This window comes from Nostocoides vanveenii (assembly GCF_039531165.1).
Classification (GTDB): Bacteria; Actinomycetota; Actinomycetes; order Actinomycetales; family Dermatophilaceae; genus Nostocoides_A; species Nostocoides_A vanveenii.
Genome location: NZ_BAAAPN010000019.1, coordinates 15,646 through 31,870 on the forward strand (window position 1 = coordinate 15,646; position 16,225 = coordinate 31,870).

General features: G+C 69.8%; 16 protein-coding genes and 1 pseudogene. 16 read left to right on the plus strand and 1 reads right to left on the minus strand.

Annotation, left to right across the window (positions count from 1 at the left end; genetic code table 11):
- The first annotated feature begins 177 nt into the window (after positions 1-177).
- The 9 genes and pseudogenes from ABD209_RS03615 (at position 178) to ABD209_RS03655 (ending at position 4,885) form a co-directional block, all read left to right on the plus strand.
- Positions 178-600 carry a hypothetical protein gene (locus ABD209_RS03615; protein WP_344062250.1) on the plus strand — a complete coding sequence of 141 codons (423 nt, stop codon included), beginning with the start codon at positions 178-180 and terminating at the stop codon, positions 598-600.
- Positions 601-669: 69 nt separating this feature from the next.
- Complete coding sequence (locus tag ABD209_RS03620) at positions 670-981, plus strand: hypothetical protein (protein ID WP_344062253.1); 312 nt, start codon at positions 670-672, stop codon at positions 979-981.
- A 167-nt stretch (positions 982-1,148) separates the two neighbouring features.
- A pseudogene (locus ABD209_RS03625) lies at positions 1,149-1,415 on the plus strand (CpaF family protein); the annotation flags it as partial.
- A gap of 3 nt (positions 1,416-1,418) precedes the next feature.
- Positions 1,419-2,291 carry a type II secretion system F family protein gene (locus ABD209_RS03630; RefSeq protein ID WP_344062255.1) on the plus strand — a complete coding sequence of 291 codons (873 nt, stop codon included), beginning with the start codon at positions 1,419-1,421 and terminating at the stop codon, positions 2,289-2,291.
- Positions 2,288-3,238: a type II secretion system F family protein gene (locus ABD209_RS03635; RefSeq protein ID WP_344062258.1), complete on the plus strand. Its 951-nt coding sequence runs from the start codon at positions 2,288-2,290 to the stop codon at positions 3,236-3,238. Before ABD209_RS03630 ends, ABD209_RS03635 begins: the two co-directional genes overlap by 4 nt.
- A gap of 48 nt (positions 3,239-3,286) precedes the next feature.
- Positions 3,287-3,502 carry a hypothetical protein gene (locus ABD209_RS03640; protein WP_344062261.1) on the plus strand — a complete coding sequence of 72 codons (216 nt, stop codon included), beginning with the start codon at positions 3,287-3,289 and terminating at the stop codon, positions 3,500-3,502.
- A gap of 8 nt (positions 3,503-3,510) precedes the next feature.
- Positions 3,511-3,918 (plus strand): TadE family protein, encoded by a 408-nt coding sequence (locus tag ABD209_RS03645; protein WP_344062264.1) that lies wholly within the window; start codon positions 3,511-3,513, stop codon positions 3,916-3,918.
- Positions 3,915-4,370 (plus strand): TadE family protein, encoded by a 456-nt coding sequence (locus ABD209_RS03650; protein WP_344062267.1) that lies wholly within the window; start codon positions 3,915-3,917, stop codon positions 4,368-4,370. The genes ABD209_RS03645 and ABD209_RS03650 overlap by 4 nt, the downstream gene beginning before the upstream one ends.
- On the plus strand, positions 4,367-4,885 hold the full coding sequence (locus ABD209_RS03655) for a pilus assembly protein TadG-related protein (RefSeq protein ID WP_344062270.1): 519 nt from the start codon (positions 4,367-4,369) through the stop codon (positions 4,883-4,885). Before ABD209_RS03650 ends, ABD209_RS03655 begins: the two co-directional genes overlap by 4 nt.
- Positions 4,886-4,898: 13 nt before the next feature.
- Here ABD209_RS03655 and ABD209_RS03660 read toward each other — a convergent pair whose 3' ends face one another.
- Positions 4,899-5,675, minus strand: coding sequence for an SDR family oxidoreductase (locus ABD209_RS03660; protein ID WP_344062273.1), 777 nt, complete (start codon positions 5,673-5,675; stop codon positions 4,899-4,901).
- A 528-nt stretch (positions 5,676-6,203) separates the two neighbouring features.
- Between ABD209_RS03660 and ABD209_RS03665 the strand changes: the two genes are divergently transcribed.
- The 7 genes from ABD209_RS03665 (at position 6,204) to proB (ending at position 16,111) form a co-directional block, all read left to right on the plus strand.
- Entirely contained in the window at positions 6,204-7,625 is a 1,422-nt protein-coding gene (locus ABD209_RS03665; protein ID WP_344062276.1) for a C40 family peptidase, read from the plus strand.
- Between the two features lie 125 nt (positions 7,626-7,750).
- Entirely contained in the window at positions 7,751-8,458 is a 708-nt protein-coding gene (locus ABD209_RS03670) for a TIGR03936 family radical SAM-associated protein (protein ID WP_344062279.1), read from the plus strand.
- 149 nt (positions 8,459-8,607) lie between these two features.
- On the plus strand, positions 8,608-12,051 hold the full coding sequence (locus tag ABD209_RS03675) for an Rne/Rng family ribonuclease (protein ID WP_344062282.1): 3,444 nt from the start codon (positions 8,608-8,610) through the stop codon (positions 12,049-12,051).
- Positions 12,052-12,402: 351 nt separating this feature from the next.
- Positions 12,403-12,711 (plus strand): 50S ribosomal protein L21, encoded by a 309-nt coding sequence (gene rplU / locus ABD209_RS03680; RefSeq protein ID WP_344062284.1) that lies wholly within the window; start codon positions 12,403-12,405, stop codon positions 12,709-12,711.
- 34 nt (positions 12,712-12,745) lie between these two features.
- Positions 12,746-13,012, plus strand: a complete 267-nt coding sequence (gene rpmA, locus ABD209_RS03685; RefSeq protein WP_344062287.1) for a 50S ribosomal protein L27 — start codon at positions 12,746-12,748, stop codon at positions 13,010-13,012.
- 241 nt (positions 13,013-13,253) lie between these two features.
- Positions 13,254-14,774: a GTPase ObgE gene (obgE, locus tag ABD209_RS03690; RefSeq protein WP_344062290.1), complete on the plus strand. Its 1,521-nt coding sequence runs from the start codon at positions 13,254-13,256 to the stop codon at positions 14,772-14,774.
- Between the two features lie 257 nt (positions 14,775-15,031).
- Positions 15,032-16,111 carry a glutamate 5-kinase gene (proB, locus tag ABD209_RS03695; RefSeq protein ID WP_344062424.1) on the plus strand — a complete coding sequence of 360 codons (1,080 nt, stop codon included), beginning with the start codon at positions 15,032-15,034 and terminating at the stop codon, positions 16,109-16,111.
- The last annotated feature ends 114 nt before the right edge of the window (positions 16,112-16,225 follow it).

Below are 16,225 nucleotides of genomic sequence, written 5' to 3' on the forward strand. Positions count from 1 at the left end.
ATGTCAGTTGGCCTGCTGATCCGGCCGACACCTCAGGTATGAGCGATCTTCTCCCGTTCCGTGGTGAAACAGTCAGCACGGTCGACGCATCGACCGTCGCCTTCACAACCGAAGGTTTCCTTCACGCCCGACAGCGCCCGACTGGCCCCATCGACACTGACCGAGAAGACTGGGTGGATGAGCAGGGCAGTGAGAATCGTGGCAGGCCGCGAAGAGGTAAGCCGTCTGTGGATTCCTGAGTCAACCCTTGGCGGCGCCAACGTGCTCCACGGGCTCGGGTTCCGCCGGCCTGGGGAGGTGGCTGAGATGCCGGACGGGTCGCCGCCCATCGCGGATCTGACACGCCACCAGCACGATGTTGTGCTGCTTGATGCGGCCGCTGAGGGAGAACCAGCCGTGCTCGCCACGGTCAGCTTCGATAGTGATCATCCGAACGAATGGGTGCAGCGATGCTTGGACAGTGGTCGGCTTGTTGTCATGGCAGGACCGGGTGAGGGTCCGTACAGCAACGCGGCGCGCTACTTCACGCGGAGCTGGCAGAAGATGATCCCTCTCGCGATACGCGGCACGACCGATGGCGTCACGTTGACACCACCCTGAACCGACAAGCGAGGGCGGACACATCACGGACGGGCAGACGTGTCATCCACCGACGGGACGCTCCATGTCATGGACGACACCGACACGAACACCCCGCTCAGCACCAGCACACCTGACACGATCCCGCTCGCGGATCTGCTTGCGTTGCGGGATGAGATCCGCGCGGCGCGTGACGCGGCGGAGAAGGAATCCGACGAGTACGTCCACGCCGACATGTACCACGAGTTCGAGAACGCTGACGGCCGCTACGAAGGACTCGCCCAAGCCGGGCACATCATCACCAAGTTCATCGGGGACTGCACCCACGACGACATTCGCGCGGACCTGTCCGGCGACGAGTCCTGCATCGACTGCGGCACCCCAGCCGACGACCTCGACTAGAGCGACGAATCGAAACAGCCCGCGCAGGCACACGCTCACCGACCACCCGCCGCGACGCGCTGACCAGCACAAACACCTCAACCGTGTAAAAAACCCGGTCAACCCGTGTAAACGAGCACACGCCCAAACCGCATCACCGCAGGTCACACCCATTCGCGAAACGGCCCGAGAACGTCAGCAGCCGCTTTGTCGTCCCTACCGTCGCCTCGTCGATCGACCTGGTCATTCACACGGCCCTCGAACGCGACGGTGTCCGGCGCGTGCGCGAGATCGCCGCTATTCCAGGACGGTGCGAGGGTGACGTTGTCGAAATGGCCGACATCTTCGTGCGTCGAGGCGGCGAGCTGCAGCGCGCTGACGGCTTCCCGCCGCACATCGAGCGGTTTGACGCCGCCGGCTACCGGCTCCCCGAACTCCTCGCCAAGGGGGAGTGAGCCTTGCCGCCACTCGTCCTCGGACTCTTCTTCGGACTCGGCATCTTCCTTATGTGGTGGTCGTGCTGGGTTCCCGTTCCGCGACCGCCGACGACACGTGCCGCCCGCCGGAGTCGCCTGGACCGCCTCGGTGACGAACTCGTCCAGGCCGGCTACAGCGCCATCGGTCCACGAGCCCTGCTAGGCACATGTGCCCTGGGTGCCGCGTTGACCTTCGTGCTCTTCATGGGTTTTGTCGGCGTGGCGTCGATCGCCCTGTGCTTCACGACGATGGCGGCCTACGGGCCGATTGCCTTGGTCCGTATGAAGGCCCGGCGCCGGCGCGCTGCCCTGCGCGATCTGTGGCCGGATGCGGTCGACAACATCACCTCGGGCGTGCGCGCCGGACTGGCGCTGCCGGAGTCCTTGTCGCAGTTGGCCGTTCGCGGCCCGATGGAGTTGCGCCCGGCATTCGCCAGCTTCGCGGAGGACTACCGCGTGAGCGGCCGGTTCAACGACTGCTTGGACAACCTCAAGGCGTATCTCAGCGACCCCGTCGGAGACCGTCTGGTCGAGGCTCTACGGATGGCGCGCGAGGTAGGGGGCAGCGACCTCGGGCGACTGTTGCGCACCTTGAGCAGCTTCCTGCGCGATGACGCTCACACGCGGGCCGAGCTAGAAACTCGGCAGTCCTGGACCCTGAACGCGGCACGACTTGCGGTTGCCGCCCCCTGGATCGTTCTTGCGCTGATGTGCACGCGGCCGGAGGCCGTGCAGGCATACGCCTCGCGCACCGGAACGCTGGTGCTCGTGGCGGGCGGTGCCTGCACCCTGATCGCTTACCGCCTGATGGTGCGTATCGCTCGCCTCCCGGAAGAACAGCGGGTCCTGGGATGAATCCCGTCCTCGCCTTCGGCCCGGGGCGTTGGGGTGCCCTTGTCGGCTTCGCGCTGGGGATCGGCGTGGTGACGATCATCCGCTTCCTGCCGGCAAGCCGTCGCCCGACCCTGGAGTCCCGCATGGCTCCCTACCTCGTCGACACCGCAATCTTCACCCGCCTGCGGCAACGCGAAACCCATTCGCCCGCGGGAGTGGTCGCCGTGCTCGGGCGGCCTCTCGTGCGCGACCTGGCGCGTTTTGTCGAGCGCATTCTCGGTGGTGCCGAATCGGTTCGCTATCGGCAACTGCGCGCGGGCAAACCCGCCGATATCGACCGATTTCGCGCCGAGCAGGTGCTGGCCGGCGCGGCAGGCGCTCTGGCCGGCGCGGTCGTCGGCGTGGCCCTCTTCCTCGGCAGCGGGGCGTCGTCCCTGCTGGTGCTGTTCATGATCGCCGTGGGCGCATCCGCCGGCGTCGTCGGTTGGGACCAATGGCTCAGCTACCAGGCCAACCGGCGCGAGAGCATCATGCTCACCGAATTCCCAACAGTCGCAGAGCTTCTCGCCCTGGCTGTCGGCGCCGGCGAAGGTGCGGTCGGCGCCCTGGAGCGGGTGTGCCGATTGGCTCACGGCGAGTTGGCGACCGAACTCGCTCGCTGCCTCTCGGACGCGCGCGCAGGCGCCAGCCTCCCGCGGGCGCTCGAAGGACTGGCGGAGCGAACCGGGCTGACCTCCTTGAGCCGCTTCGTCGACGGCGTCGTCATCGCGGTCGAGCGAGGGACACCACTGGCCGATGTGCTCCGCGCCCAGGCGCAGGACGTCCGCGAGGAAGGTCGGCGCAATTTGATGGAGAAGGGCGGAAAAAAGGAGATCGGCATGATGATTCCGGTCGTCTTCCTCGTCCTGCCAATCACTGTGCTGTTCGCCGTTTTCCCGGGCTTCGACTTCCTGAACTTCTCTATGTAACAACCCCGTTGCCCGCACCGCCGCGCGGCACCAACCGAAGGAGACACCATGTCGCACTACCTCATCAAGGCGCACCTCCGGCTCACCGCCGCGATCCGCGATGCCCTCACCGACCGCGAGAACGAACGCGGCGACGTCCCCGGATGGGTGCTGATCACGATCATGACGGCCGGCCTGGTCGCCGCCATCTGGGCGATCGCGCAGGACCGGTTGTCGGCCATGTTCGAAGACGCCATCAACAGCGTCAAGCCCGGCGGCAACTGATCTCACTCATGGCCCCCGATCATCGACCGCGACCGGGTCGGGGATCGTGTGAGGACGGCGCCGCCGTTGCCGACTTCGCGATGGTGGCCGGGCTCTTGCTCGTCGTCTTCGCGGCGGTCTTTCAACTCGGCCTCGCCCTGCACATCCGCAACACCCTGATCTCGTGCGCCGCAGAGGGCGCACGGCTCGGGGCTCGAGCGGATGCCATCCCGGAGGACGCAATTCCGCGGACACGCGAACTGATCAACCGGTCCCTGTCGACGCGCTTCAGCCAGGACATCACCGTCTCGACCGAATCGGTCGGGGGCGTTGCCATCGTCGTTGTCCGAGTCTCGGCCCCGTTGCCCGTCTTCGGTCCGCTCGGGCCCGACGGGCAACTGGAGGTTGTGGGCCGCGCGTTCGAGGAGCGCCAATGATCTCCCACCCCAGCGAGCAGGCCCAAGCTGGCGACGAGGGCAGCGCCGTCGTGGAGTTCGTCTTTCTCGGCGTGCTCTTGCTCGTGCCCCTCATCTATCTGACGCTGATGGTCGCACGCGTGCAAGCCGGGTCGTATGCCGTGGCGCAGGCCGCGCGCGAAGCCGGTCGAGCGTTCGTGACCACGGTCGACGGACAGGACCCGGGCCTCCGTGCCGACGCGGCTGCGCTCATCGCGTTCGCGGATCAGGGTTTTGACACAAGCGACAGCGGCATCACCATCTCCTGCTCCACTTCGCCCTGCCTGACACCGGAGGGCCGGGTCGAGGTGCGGGCCGAGGTGTCCGTACCATTGCCGCTGATCCCGAGCTTCGCGCGATCGGTGGTCCCCTTGGTGGTCCCGGTCAGCAGCACTCATGTGCTGATCGTCGACCGATTCCGGGGTGTGGGATGAGCCTGGAGAACGCGCGTCGACTCGGCGCTCCCGGATGCGCTGGGCGGGGACAGCGGCCGCCCGCGGCCGCACCGGACGCTGCGGAAGAGGGTGGGATCACCATCTTGATCATCGGGCTGTGCATGATTGCCCTAACGCTCACCCTTGGCATCGTCACCATCACGAGCGCTCAACTAGCGCGCATGCGTCTGCTCGACGCTGCGGACGCCGCAGCTCTGGATGCGGCCGATGCGCTCTCGGACCGGGCATACGTCGACGGCATCGGGGAGGCGGTGCCGCTGACCGACGACACGGTGTGGGTTGCCGCGCAGCAGAATCTCGCGGCCCGCCCGCTGCCCGATCGGATGCAGAGCTGGCATGTCGACGGCGGGACGGGCACACCGGACGGGGAGACGGCCGTCGTCGTGGTCACCGGGACCGCCGACCTGCCGATCCTGTCCAGCGTGGTGGAGGCGATCGGGTCGAGCATCACGCTGACCGTCGAGGCGCGCGCCCGCGCCGACATCGACCCGTGAGGAGGCTGCCTCGTCAAGAGGTCTGCCAGTCGATCGGACCCCGGTGCACCTTGTGCTGCGCGGCCTGCGCGACCGGGCGCACAGTGAGCGCGTCGATGTTGACATGCTGCGGCAAGCCGACAACGAACTCCACGCACGCCGCGACATCGTCCGCGACCAGGGGGCGGTCCACACCGGCATACACCTTGTCCGCGGCCACCTGATCACCCCCGAAGCGAGTCAGCGCGAAACCCTCCGTATGCACCATCCCCGGACGGATGTCCACCACCCGAATGTGCGTCCCGGCGAGCTCGAGCCGCAGCGTCTCCGAGATCACCGAAGTGCCGTGCTTCGCGACGACATAGCCGGCCCCGCCCTCATAGACAATCTGCCCGGCCGTCGAGGAGATGTCGACGATCGTCGCCCGCGGGGATCGGTGCAGCAGCGGCAGCGTAGCCTTGATCACCTGCAGGGTGCCGATCACATTCGACTCGAACATCGCGCGCCACTGCTCGACATCACCGTGCTCCACCGGCTGGGACCCGAGGGCGCCCCCGGCGTTGTTGACCAGGACATCGCAGCGCTCCAAGGTGGCCACGCCGGCCTCGACCGACTCGGCGTCGGCGACGTCCATAACCCGCGCCCGGGCCTGCGCGCCGATCGATGCGGCCGTCGCCATCAGCGGTTCGATGCGGCGCCCGGTGAGGACGACGTCGAATCCCATCGCAGCGAGCCGGCGCGCGCTGGCCGCGCCGATGCCGGTGCCGCCGCCGGTGACCAGAGCGATCGGGGAAGAGGAGGGATCGGTCATACGGGCAATCGTAGGCAGGAATACGACGGGGGCGCCGAGCCGCAATGGCCCGCGCCCCCGCCCATCACCCGAGCCATCGAGGACAGTCGTTGCCGACTGGCTCCCACCTCGCGGCGTCAAGGGGATGCTGTGCTCGGCAGTCGAAGCTACCGACGGCTCCTGTGTACGCGGGCAAGATTAAACCTGCTGCCACATCGACGGCCAGTCTGCCATAGGCCTGCGCGCGGCGTCGCGCGATCGCGCGGACTCGATGTCCGCTCGGGGTAGCCCGCACGCGCAGGCCAGGAAGAAGCGTTATCGACTCGTGATGTGGTCTAGACAGATGATCGATAAATGCGCAGAACCTGCGAAAAGACATCCGTGTTATCCCTCCCGACCAGCGCCCGTGGCCAGTTCCGCACGGCCCCTGATGTGACGAAAGTGACGGGTGGGATCTGAGCGTCGGTACCCTGAAATGCCGCGGCTAGCGCGCCCTCCCCCCGGTGCCCCGCGAGCGGCCGGTAGTCCGGCCCCGACAAGGAGCGATCGATGGCGTCACGCCCGGGCCCGCGGCACACCGCGCTTCCCACGTCGTCGGTGCGTCGCCTCCAACTCGTCGGCGGGTCCGCTCTCGTCGCGGCCCTCCTCTTCGGCGGCACGTATGCCGCGCACGCCGACCCCGGGATTCCCTCCGCCCGCGAGGTGGCCCAGGCCAAAGCCGAAGCCGCTGCGGCGGGCCAGCGGGTCGCCGCGCTAGAAGCTCAGTACGCGACGTCCGCCGCGAGCGTCTCGGCGTTGCAGGAGCGAGCGGCCCGTCTCGGCGAGGCCGCGAACGGCGCCAAGTGGCAACTGGCCAAGGCCACCAAAGCCGCGGACGAGGCGCAGCGCAAGGCCGATGCCGCGCAGGGCCAGGCGGCGGGCGCCTCGGTGTCCCTGCGCAACTACGCGTCGTCGATGTATCAGCAGGGCGGGATGCTCGGGTCGCTCGCGCCGCTGCTCGATGCCGGCGGCCCCCAGGAACTCATCGACCGGGCGGCGACGCTGGAACTGGTCTCGGCGCACCAGAACGAAGAACTCAAGTCGGCGCTTGTCGTCAGCGGCACCGCGCAGAGCCTGCAGGCTGCGGCTGCCCAAGCCGAGGCCGCCCGCGCCGAGGCCAGCCGCCGTGCGGACCAGGCCGATCGCATCGCCCGCGACGAACTCGCGGTGGCGTCGGCGAAGACATCGCGGCTCGGGGCGGAGCGCGAGAGCCTGGCCAAACGGCTCGCGGCGCTGAACGACACCTCCGCCAAACTGGAGAAGCAGCGACTCGACGCCATTGCCGCCGCTGCTGCAGCCGCAGCCGAGCACGACCAGTCGACCAACTCCAGCACATCGAGCCCGTCGAGCACGCCGCCCCCCGTGACCACGAGCACGTCGACCCCGACCTCGTCGTCCACGACGCACCCGACCTCGACCACAACCACGCGGCCGACCTCAACCACGACGACCCGGCCCACGTCGACGACGACCACGCGGCCGACCTCGACGAGCACGACCACCACGCCGTCGTCGAGCACGAGCACTCCCAGCAGCACGACGACGAGCCAGCCCCCACCACCGCCGCCCTCCGGCGGGGCGGCCGCCGCCATCGCCTTTGCCGTCGCGCAACTCGGCAAGCCCTACGAGTGGGGGGCGGACGGTCCCGACACATATGACTGCTCCGGCCTGACGATGAGGGCCTGGGCTCAGGCCGGCGTGTCGCTCTCGCACTACACCGGAGCGCAGTGGGCCGAGACCGCCCGCGTCGCCATCGACGCCTTACAGCCCGGCGACCTGGTGTTCTACGGTTCGACGGGGGAGAGCAGCTATCACGTCGGCCTCTACGTCGGGGGTGGGCAGATGATCGAAGCGCCGCACACGGGCGCAGTCGTGCGCTATGCCTCGATCTACCGCTCCGATCTGCTGCCCTACGGCGGCCGGCCGGGCTGACGAACCGCGCCCCACGGCATACGGGGTCGGACGCGGCAGAGGGAGCGACCCGTGCCGTCGTGCGCGATAATCGTCCGGCTATGCCTCCCGCACCTAGGCCAGACGGCCCCCCGCCCGCACCGACCGTGGCCCGTTACCGGATCCGGTATGCCCGTCGTGGTCGCCTCCGGTTCTCCTCCACGCGCGACTTCGCCCGCGCCCTGGAGCGCGCGCTGCGACGAGCCCAGGTGCCGATGGCCTTCAGCGCCGGCTTTCACCCCCACCCGAAGATCTCGTATGCCGGTGGCGCGCCCACGGGAATGGCCTCGGAGGCCGAGTACTTCGAGATCGGCGTGACCGAGGTGCTCGACCCCGATCAGTTGCGTGCAGCGCTCGACGCGGCGCTACCGGACGGGCTCGACATCATCGAGGTCGTGGCCGCCGGGCCGGGTGCGCTGGCCGATCGCTTGGCAGCCAGCGATTGGCGAATCGAGTTCCGCGACACTGCAGTCGAGGCACTCGACGCCGCCTGGTCGCAGTTGTCGGCGCTGCCCGACGTCACCGTCAGCCGGGTCTTCAAGACCGGCCCTAAGAGCCTCGACGTCGGCGACGCGCTGCTGCACGCTGAGGTGGGCGCCGGGGAGGGATGTGCGATACTTCGAGTGGTCGTTCGGCACACCACACCAGCCGTTCGCCCCGACGACATTCTGAGCGCGCTGCGCGATTTGGTCCGGTTCGTGCCCTCGAGTCCCCCCCGGGTGACTCGCCTGGCGCAGGGGCCGTGGCTGGCGGACAGCGCGCAGGTGGCCGATCCCCTGGCCGCCGACAAGGATGGCGCCGCCTCGGGCCGGTGACGCGCCACGCGCGAACCGCACTCCGCGGAACTTAGACGACTTCCGTGTCGGCTCCGGCCGGCGCGACTCACCCGCAGCACGCGGAGACGGGGCCGGACTTCGAACCGGCCGGTGTGGGCGCCGCCGCGTGGTGACGGAAGGTGTGCGCGATGAGCGACACGACCAACGACCGCGACCTCTCGTCCGAGGCATCAGCGGCGGCTGCCGGCGAGCCGGCCGTTCCAGCCTCGGGCGAATCCGCGGAGGCCACCGAGACGACGATCCGCGCGACGGGTACGAAGAAGGCGGCGCCTCGCAAGCGCGCGGCCAAAAAGACCGCCGACAGCGACGCGGCACCCAAGCGGCGTCGGCGTGCGACCGCCCCGGCCGGGCCCGGCGGCGACCTAGAGTTGGCGTATGCCGGCGAAGTCGCCGAGTCCGCCGCCAGCGAGGTGGCGCAGTCCGCTACCGGCGAGGGCACGGAGCAGACGGCTGAGCAGATCACCGATGGTGGATCAGGCGAGCACGCGCCGGGCGAATCCGGCGCGGCGGGCCCAGCCGCCCAGAGCGACCTGGGCATCGGCCAAGTGGCCGACGCCGAGGACGCCCAGTCCGAGACAGCAGCCGACCCCGCCGCCGCGGACCCCGCCGCCGCGGACCGCCCGGCAGACGATGGCGAGGAGGTGGCCGGTCTCGCCGACGGCGGCACGTCGGACGCCGAGGATGCCGAGCGCGACGCTGCTAGCGACGCGGCCACTGACCTCGTCGCCGACCGGTCCGAAGGCGCGGAGACCGACCGCCGCGGCGAAGCGATGAGCGAGCGCGCTGACGGTTCAAGCGCGCTGCAGCCCGCAAGTGACGAGCCCGAATCGCCCCGCCCGCAGCAGAGCGCGTTCGGCCTGCTCTTCCAGGCGCCCGAAGCCCCGGCCCGCCGCCGCGCCTCGCGCCCGGCCGGTGCCGCCGTCACCGTGCCGTCGTCCACGACGCCTTCTGCCGCAGCCGACGGCTCCGGGGCCGAGCATGAGGTCGTCCTCGACCGCGAAAAGGAGCCGGCAGCCACCGAGGACGAATCCCGGTCCGTAGGCGCCGGCCGCGGGTCACGTCGTGGTTCGCGGCGCGCCGGCGCCACCACGTCCGCCCGGAACGCCGCCCTCGAGAGCGCCGCCGCCCAGAGCGCCGATGGCGAGAACGCCCGCGAGAACTCCGGTGCCGGGAGCGCCGATATCCAGAACTCCGGCGCCCGGGCCGGCGACGACGACAGCGCAGAGAAGGCGGACGTCGACCCCGCGGAGGGCGCCGAAACCGACGCCGCCGACGACGGCTCGGCGACCGGATCGCGCAGTCGGCGCCGCCGCGGTGGCCGCGGTCGCCGCGCCCGCGCGAACTCATCCGACGCCGAAGGCGCGGAGGCCGACGAGGCCTTACAGGCGTCCGAGGCGAGTGCGCAGGAGGAGGGGAGCGAACGGCATACGGACGCGGGCGAGGCCGCTGACGACGACGCCAACAACCCGGCCCGCCGCCGGCGCCGCCGCCGCCGCTCCGGAGCAGCAGGCGAGAGCGAGGACCCGCCCGGCACGGTGACACGCGTTCGCGAGGTGCGCCGGGCTCGCGACGAGGTTGCCTCGGTGCGCGGTTCGACGCGGCTGGAGGCCAAGAAGCAGCGCCGCCGCGAGGGACGCGAGGCCGGCCGGCGCCGCACGATCATCACCGAGAAGGAATTCCTCGCGCGCCGCGAGAGCGTCGAGCGCGTCATGGTCGTCCGCCGACTCGACGGCCGCACCCAGATCGGCGTCCTTGAGGACGGCATCCTCGTCGAGCACTACGTCTCGCGCACGACGAATGCGTCGATGGCCGGCAATATCTATCTCGGGCGCGTCCAGAACGTCCTGCCCTCGATGGAGGCCGCCTTCGTCGACATCGGTCGCGGCCGCAATGCCGTGCTCTATGCCGGCGAGGTCAACTGGGATGTCGCGGGTCTTGAGACCGGTGAGGCCAAGCGCATCGAGAACGTCCTGACCTCTGGGGAGTCCGTTCTCGTCCAGGTCACCAAGGACCCGATCGGGCACAAGGGTGCGCGTTTGACGTCGCAGATCTCACTGCCGGGTCGCTATCTGGTCTATGTGCCGCAGGGCTCGATGACTGGCATCTCGCGCAAGCTGCCCGACACCGAGCGGGCTCGGCTCAAGGCCATCCTCAAAGAGATCGTCCCCGCCGACGCCGGCGTCATCGTGCGCACCGCGGCCGAGGGCGCCAGCGAGGAGGAGTTGCGGCGTGATGTCGAGCGGCTCGCCAAAACCTGGGAGCGAGTTAGCGCGGCCGCGGCCGGCAAGTCCGGCAAGAAGACGGGCAACGCGCCGACGCTGCTCTACTCCGAGCCCGACCTGACCGTCCGCGTGATCCGCGACGTCTTCAACGAGGACTTCGCCTCGCTCGTCGTCTCCGGCGACGACGTCTGGGCCGAGATCAGCACCTATGTCGACGATGTCGCGCCCGACCTCGCCGCACGGATGACCAAGTGGACCGATGCGCGCGACATCTTCAGCGCGCACCGGATCGACGAACAAATGACCAAGGCGCTCGATCGCAAGGTCTACCTGCCCTCCGGCGGCTCCTTGGTCATCGACCGCACCGAGGCGATGACCGTGGTCGACGTCAACACCGGCAAGTTCGTCGGCTCCGGGGGCAACCTCGAAGAGACCGTCACCAAGAACAACCTCGAAGCCGCCGAGGAGATCGTCCGCCAACTGCGCCTGCGCGACATCGGCGGCATCATCGTCATTGACTTCATCGACATGGTCCTGGAGTCCAACCGCGACCTGGTCGTCCGGCGCCTGCTCGAATGCCTTGGTCGCGACCGCACGAAACACCAGGTCGCGGAGGTGACCTCGCTCGGGCTGGTCCAGATGACTCGCAAGCGGGTGGCGTCGGGGCTTTTGGAAGTCTTCTCCGAGTCGTGCGAGCACTGCCACGGTCGCGGCGTGATCGTGCGCACCACTCCCGTGGACGCCGTCGAAACCCACGACCACGAACGCGAGCCCTCGGACACGTCGTCCCGGTCCTCGCGCAGCCGTTCGCGTGGCCGCCAGCCCGACCCCGCGAAGGCGCCCGAGCCGGCGCCCGTGCGCACGGGCCCGACCGCCGCGCAGATCGCGGCCGCGGCGCACGCGGCAGCGATGAAGACCACGGCACCCGTCGCACACAACGACGCCGATGTCGACGGCGCGCCGGCCGACGACACCGATTTCGGTATGCCCGCGGCCACGGCCGCCCACGACGCCGACAGTGACCCGGTGGTCACCTGGGCTGACACCCATGACGCCGACACGCACGAGGAGGAGGGCTCGACGGATGCCGAGGCGGCAAGGGATCAGGGCGCGGGGACCGAATCGGCTCCGGCGGAGCCCGACCGCCAGGCGGCGGCCGAGTCCGACGACTCCGCTGCGCAACTGCCGGCCGGCGACGACGCCGGCGCCGAGAACCCGGACGCTGCCTTGGGCGCCGAGGGCGACCCGAGTGCCATACGGCAATCGGGGAGTGGCTCGCGGGCCCAGGGTCGACGCCGCCGCGGCCGGGCAACCGCCCCCGCCGGCCCTCCGCGTCCCTCGGGTTCGTAGCCGGGAAACCCGACCTCGGGCAGTTCTGCCCGCCCAAGGACGTCAGGCCCAACTCGGGGCGAATGCGGTGCAGCGCACGATTTCCGCGCAACCGCGCAAGCTCTGAGCGACGGCTTCGCCGAACGACACCGAGGGGCTCCTCTCCGCTCGCCGAGCGGGGAGGAGCCCCGGCGCGTGTCCCTCGGTAGCCGGCGAGATGTTGCTCGCGGCCAGCGTGCGCGCCGACCATGGGCGCGGGGCCTGTATGATTGATCCTCGGTGCGCCCACCGAGCTGATGTCCCGTGTGCGGGGTAGCTATCGGCCGGTTACTCGAGAGTGTGTGCCCAAGGCTTAACGAAAGTGAGTTCAACGTGTACGCGATTGTTCGCGCAGGTGGTCGGCAGGAGAAGGTCGCCGTCGGCGACGTCCTGCTCATCGACAAGGTGGGCGGCAAGGCCGGCGACGCTGTCGATCTGACCCCGCTGCTGCTGGTCGACGGCTCAACCGTCACCTCCGATGCGGCCAAGCTGGCCAAGGTCTCGGTCAAGGCCGAGGTCGTCGGGCCCGCCAAGGGCCCCAAGATCACCATCATGAAGTACAAGAACAAGACCGGCTACAAGAAGCGCCAGGGTCACCGTCAGCACCTGACCCAGGTCAAGATCACCGCGATCGACGCCTGAGCGTCGGACACGTCGAGACAAGGACTCAGCAGACATGGCACACAAAAAGGGAGCGTCCTCGACCCGCAATGGTCGTGACTCCAATGCCCAGCGCCTAGGCGTCAAGCGCTACGGCGGCCAGCTGGTCGGCGGCGGCGAGATCATCGTCCGCCAGCGCGGCACCCACTTCCACCCGGGCGACAATGTCGGCCGCGGTGGCGACGACACCCTCTTCGCGCTGACCGCCGGTCACGTGGAGTTCGGCACCAAGCGCGGTCGTCGCGTCGTCAACATCGTCCCGGTGGCTGCGGCCGCCGAGTGATTCGAACGGTATGCCGCGGCATACCTTCCGGAAATCGGGGCGGGCCTTCGGCTCGCCCCGTTCCGCATTCCCGGGCATCCGCCCCGAGCACCACCCCCCGAAGTTTGCCCACGCAGAGCGTGGGACCCTCGCTCCTTCGGCCCACGCAGAGCGTGGGACCCAGCTGCACTACTTCGCGGGGACCGCTGTCCGTCCGTGGTTTCCTAACACGACCTAGGACCTGAGCAGGAAGGCAGTACCCATGACCACCTTCGTCGACCGCGTCGTGCTGCACGCGACCGCGGGGGACGGCGGCCATGGTGTCGCCTCGATCCGCCGGGAGAAGTTCAAGCCGCTCGGCGGCCCGGACGGCGGCAATGGAGGCAATGGCGGCGATGTCGTCCTGGTGGTCGACCCACAATCGACCACCCTGCTCGACTATCACCGCAGCCCGCACCGGCGCGCCGAGAACGGCCGCCCCGGTGCCGGCGACGAGCGTGACGGAGCCAATGGTGCCTCGTTGATCCTGCCGGTGCCCGAGGGCACCGTGGTGACCACCCGGGACGGCGGCGTGCTGGCCGATCTGGTCGGCCCGGGCGCCTCAGTAACCGTGGCCCGCGGGGGTCGAGGCGGCCTGGGCAACAAGGCGCTGTCGTCGACCCGTCGCAAGGCACCCGGCTTCGCCCTCCTGGGGGAGCCGGGTGAGTCGCTGGACGTCGTCCTGGAGTTGAAGTCGCTCGCCGATGTCGCGCTCATCGGCTTCCCCTCGGCGGGGAAGTCCTCGCTGGTCTCGGTGATCTCCGCGGCGCGCCCCAAGATCGCCGACTACCCGTTCACGACGCTCGTGCCCAATCTCGGCGTCGTCACCGCCGGTGACGTCCGGTTCACGGTGGCCGACGTTCCCGGGCTGATCCCCGGGGCGTCCGAAGGCCGGGGCCTGGGCCTGGAGTTCCTGCGCCACGTCGAGCGCTGCTCGGTGCTCGTGCACGTCATCGACTGCGCAACCCTCGAGCCCGGGCGCGACCCGCTGACCGACCTCGACGTCATCGAGGCCGAGCTGGCGGCCTACGTGCCCGGTGACCTGCTCGGCGGCCGTCCGCTCTCCGAGCGGGTTCGCATGGTGGTCCTGAACAAGGCCGACGTACCGGAGGCGCGTGAGCTCGCCGAGATGGTGACGCCCGACCTGCGCGAGCGTGGGTATGACGTGTTCATCGTTTCCGCCGTCGCTCACCTCGGCCTCAAGGAATGGACGTATGCCCTCGCGCGGGCCGTCGAGGCCGCGCGGGTCGAGGTGGCGAGCGAGATCGTGCCGCAGCGCATCGTGATCCGCCCCAAGTCGGTGGACGACAAGGGCTTCACGGTCGTGCGGGAGATGACCGGTGACGGCGAGGTCTTCCGGGTGGTCGGCGAGCGGCCCTCGCGCTGGGTGCGCCAGACCGACTTCAGCAACGAGGAGGCGGTGGGCTACCTGGCCGACCGGCTCCAGCGGGCAGGCGTCGAGGAGGCGCTGCTGGCGGCGGGAGCGGTCGCCGGCTCGGCCGTGCTCATCGGCCCGGCCGACAATGCCGTCGTCTTCGACTGGGATCCCACCATGGTCGGTGGCGCCGAGTTGCTCGGTGGCCGCGGGACCGACGGGCGGCTGGCCGACCACTCGCGGCGGACCAATATCGAGCGCCGCGAGGAGTTCGACAAGCGCAAGGCGGCCGTCTCGCGCACGCGCGCCGAGCTGGATGCCGAGCGTAAGTCGGGGCACTGGATCGATCCCGGTCAGGACGCGGGATGACCCACCACGAGGTCGCGGCTGCTTCGGGGGCGGGACACTTCCCTCAAATGCCTCCGTATGCCGACTCCTCGCTCGGTGTGGCTGCCGACAGTTCCGGGTCCGCCGACGCTGAGGTGGCGGGTGGCGGGTCCGCTCTCGCGCACGACAACGCCGCAGTGGTCGGCGTGGCAGCCGCTGGGGCGGCCGGGGACAGCGCGGCCGATGTCGTCGCGGCCGATGTCGTCGCGGCCCGGGCCCGGGTCGCGGGCCGGGGCCGCATGGTTGTCAAGGTCGGGTCATCGTCGCTGACGACCGACGGAGGGCGCCGGCTCGACCTCTCCCGGATCGAGGCGCTGGTCGGCGTGCTCGCCGAGCGCCGGCTGCGGGGCGAGCCGGTCGTGCTCGTCTCCTCCGGCGCCATCGCTGCCGGGATCGGTCCGCTGGGGCTGACCCGCCGGCCGCGCGACCTGGCGACCCAGCAGGCCGCGGCAAGCGTGGGCCAAGGCGCACTCATGGCGGCGTACACGGCGGCGTTCGCGGCATACGGGCTTACGGTCGGGCAGGTGCTGCTGACCGCGGACGATGTGACGCGGCGGGGGCACTACACCAACGCGCGGCGCACGCTCGACCGGCTGCTGGAGTTGGGGATCGTGCCGATCGTCAACGAAAACGACACCGTCGCGACCCACGAGATTCGCTTCGGCGACAACGACCGGCTCGCGGCGCTGGTCGCCCATCTGGTGCGCGCCGAGGCGCTGGTCCTGTTGACCGATGTGGACTCGCTCTATGACGGGCCGCCGAGTGAGCCTGGGGCACAGCGCATTCCGGCGATCCGGTCACTGTCCGATCTCGACCAGGTCCGCATCGGCGGGTCCGGGTCGATGGTCGGCACCGGGGGCATGGCCACCAAGATCGAAGCGGCGGCGATCGCCAACTCCGCCGGCGTTCTGGCCGTGCTCTGCGCGGCACCCGCTGTCGGTCCGGCCTTGGCCGGCGAGGATGTGGGGACGATTTTCCTGCCGGACTCGGTCGGCAAGGCCAGCCGCAAGCTGTGGATCGCGCACGCCACCGCGGCCCGCGGGACTCTCGTGGTCGACGCCGGTGCCGTTGCGGCCTTGGTCGAGCGCCGCAAGTCCCTCCTCCCCGCCGGGATCACCGGGCTAGTGGGCTCCTTCACCGAGGGCGATCCGGTCGACATCGCCGGCCCCGACGGCACGATCATCGCGCGCGGTCTGGTCAGCTACGACTCCGGGGAGATCCCCAAGCTGCTCGGCCGCTCGACCAAGGAACTGGCCCGCGAGTTCGGACCCGAGTACGAACGCGAGGTCGTCCACCGCGACAACCTCGTCGTTCGCTGAGGTCGGGTCACACGGGCAGGCGCAGAGCCAGCCGCCCGCCTTCGCCGGGGGCCAACACCATCGACGACGCCAGGGCCGGGCGCCTCGACATCGGGCTCGGCAACTCGCTCGCTT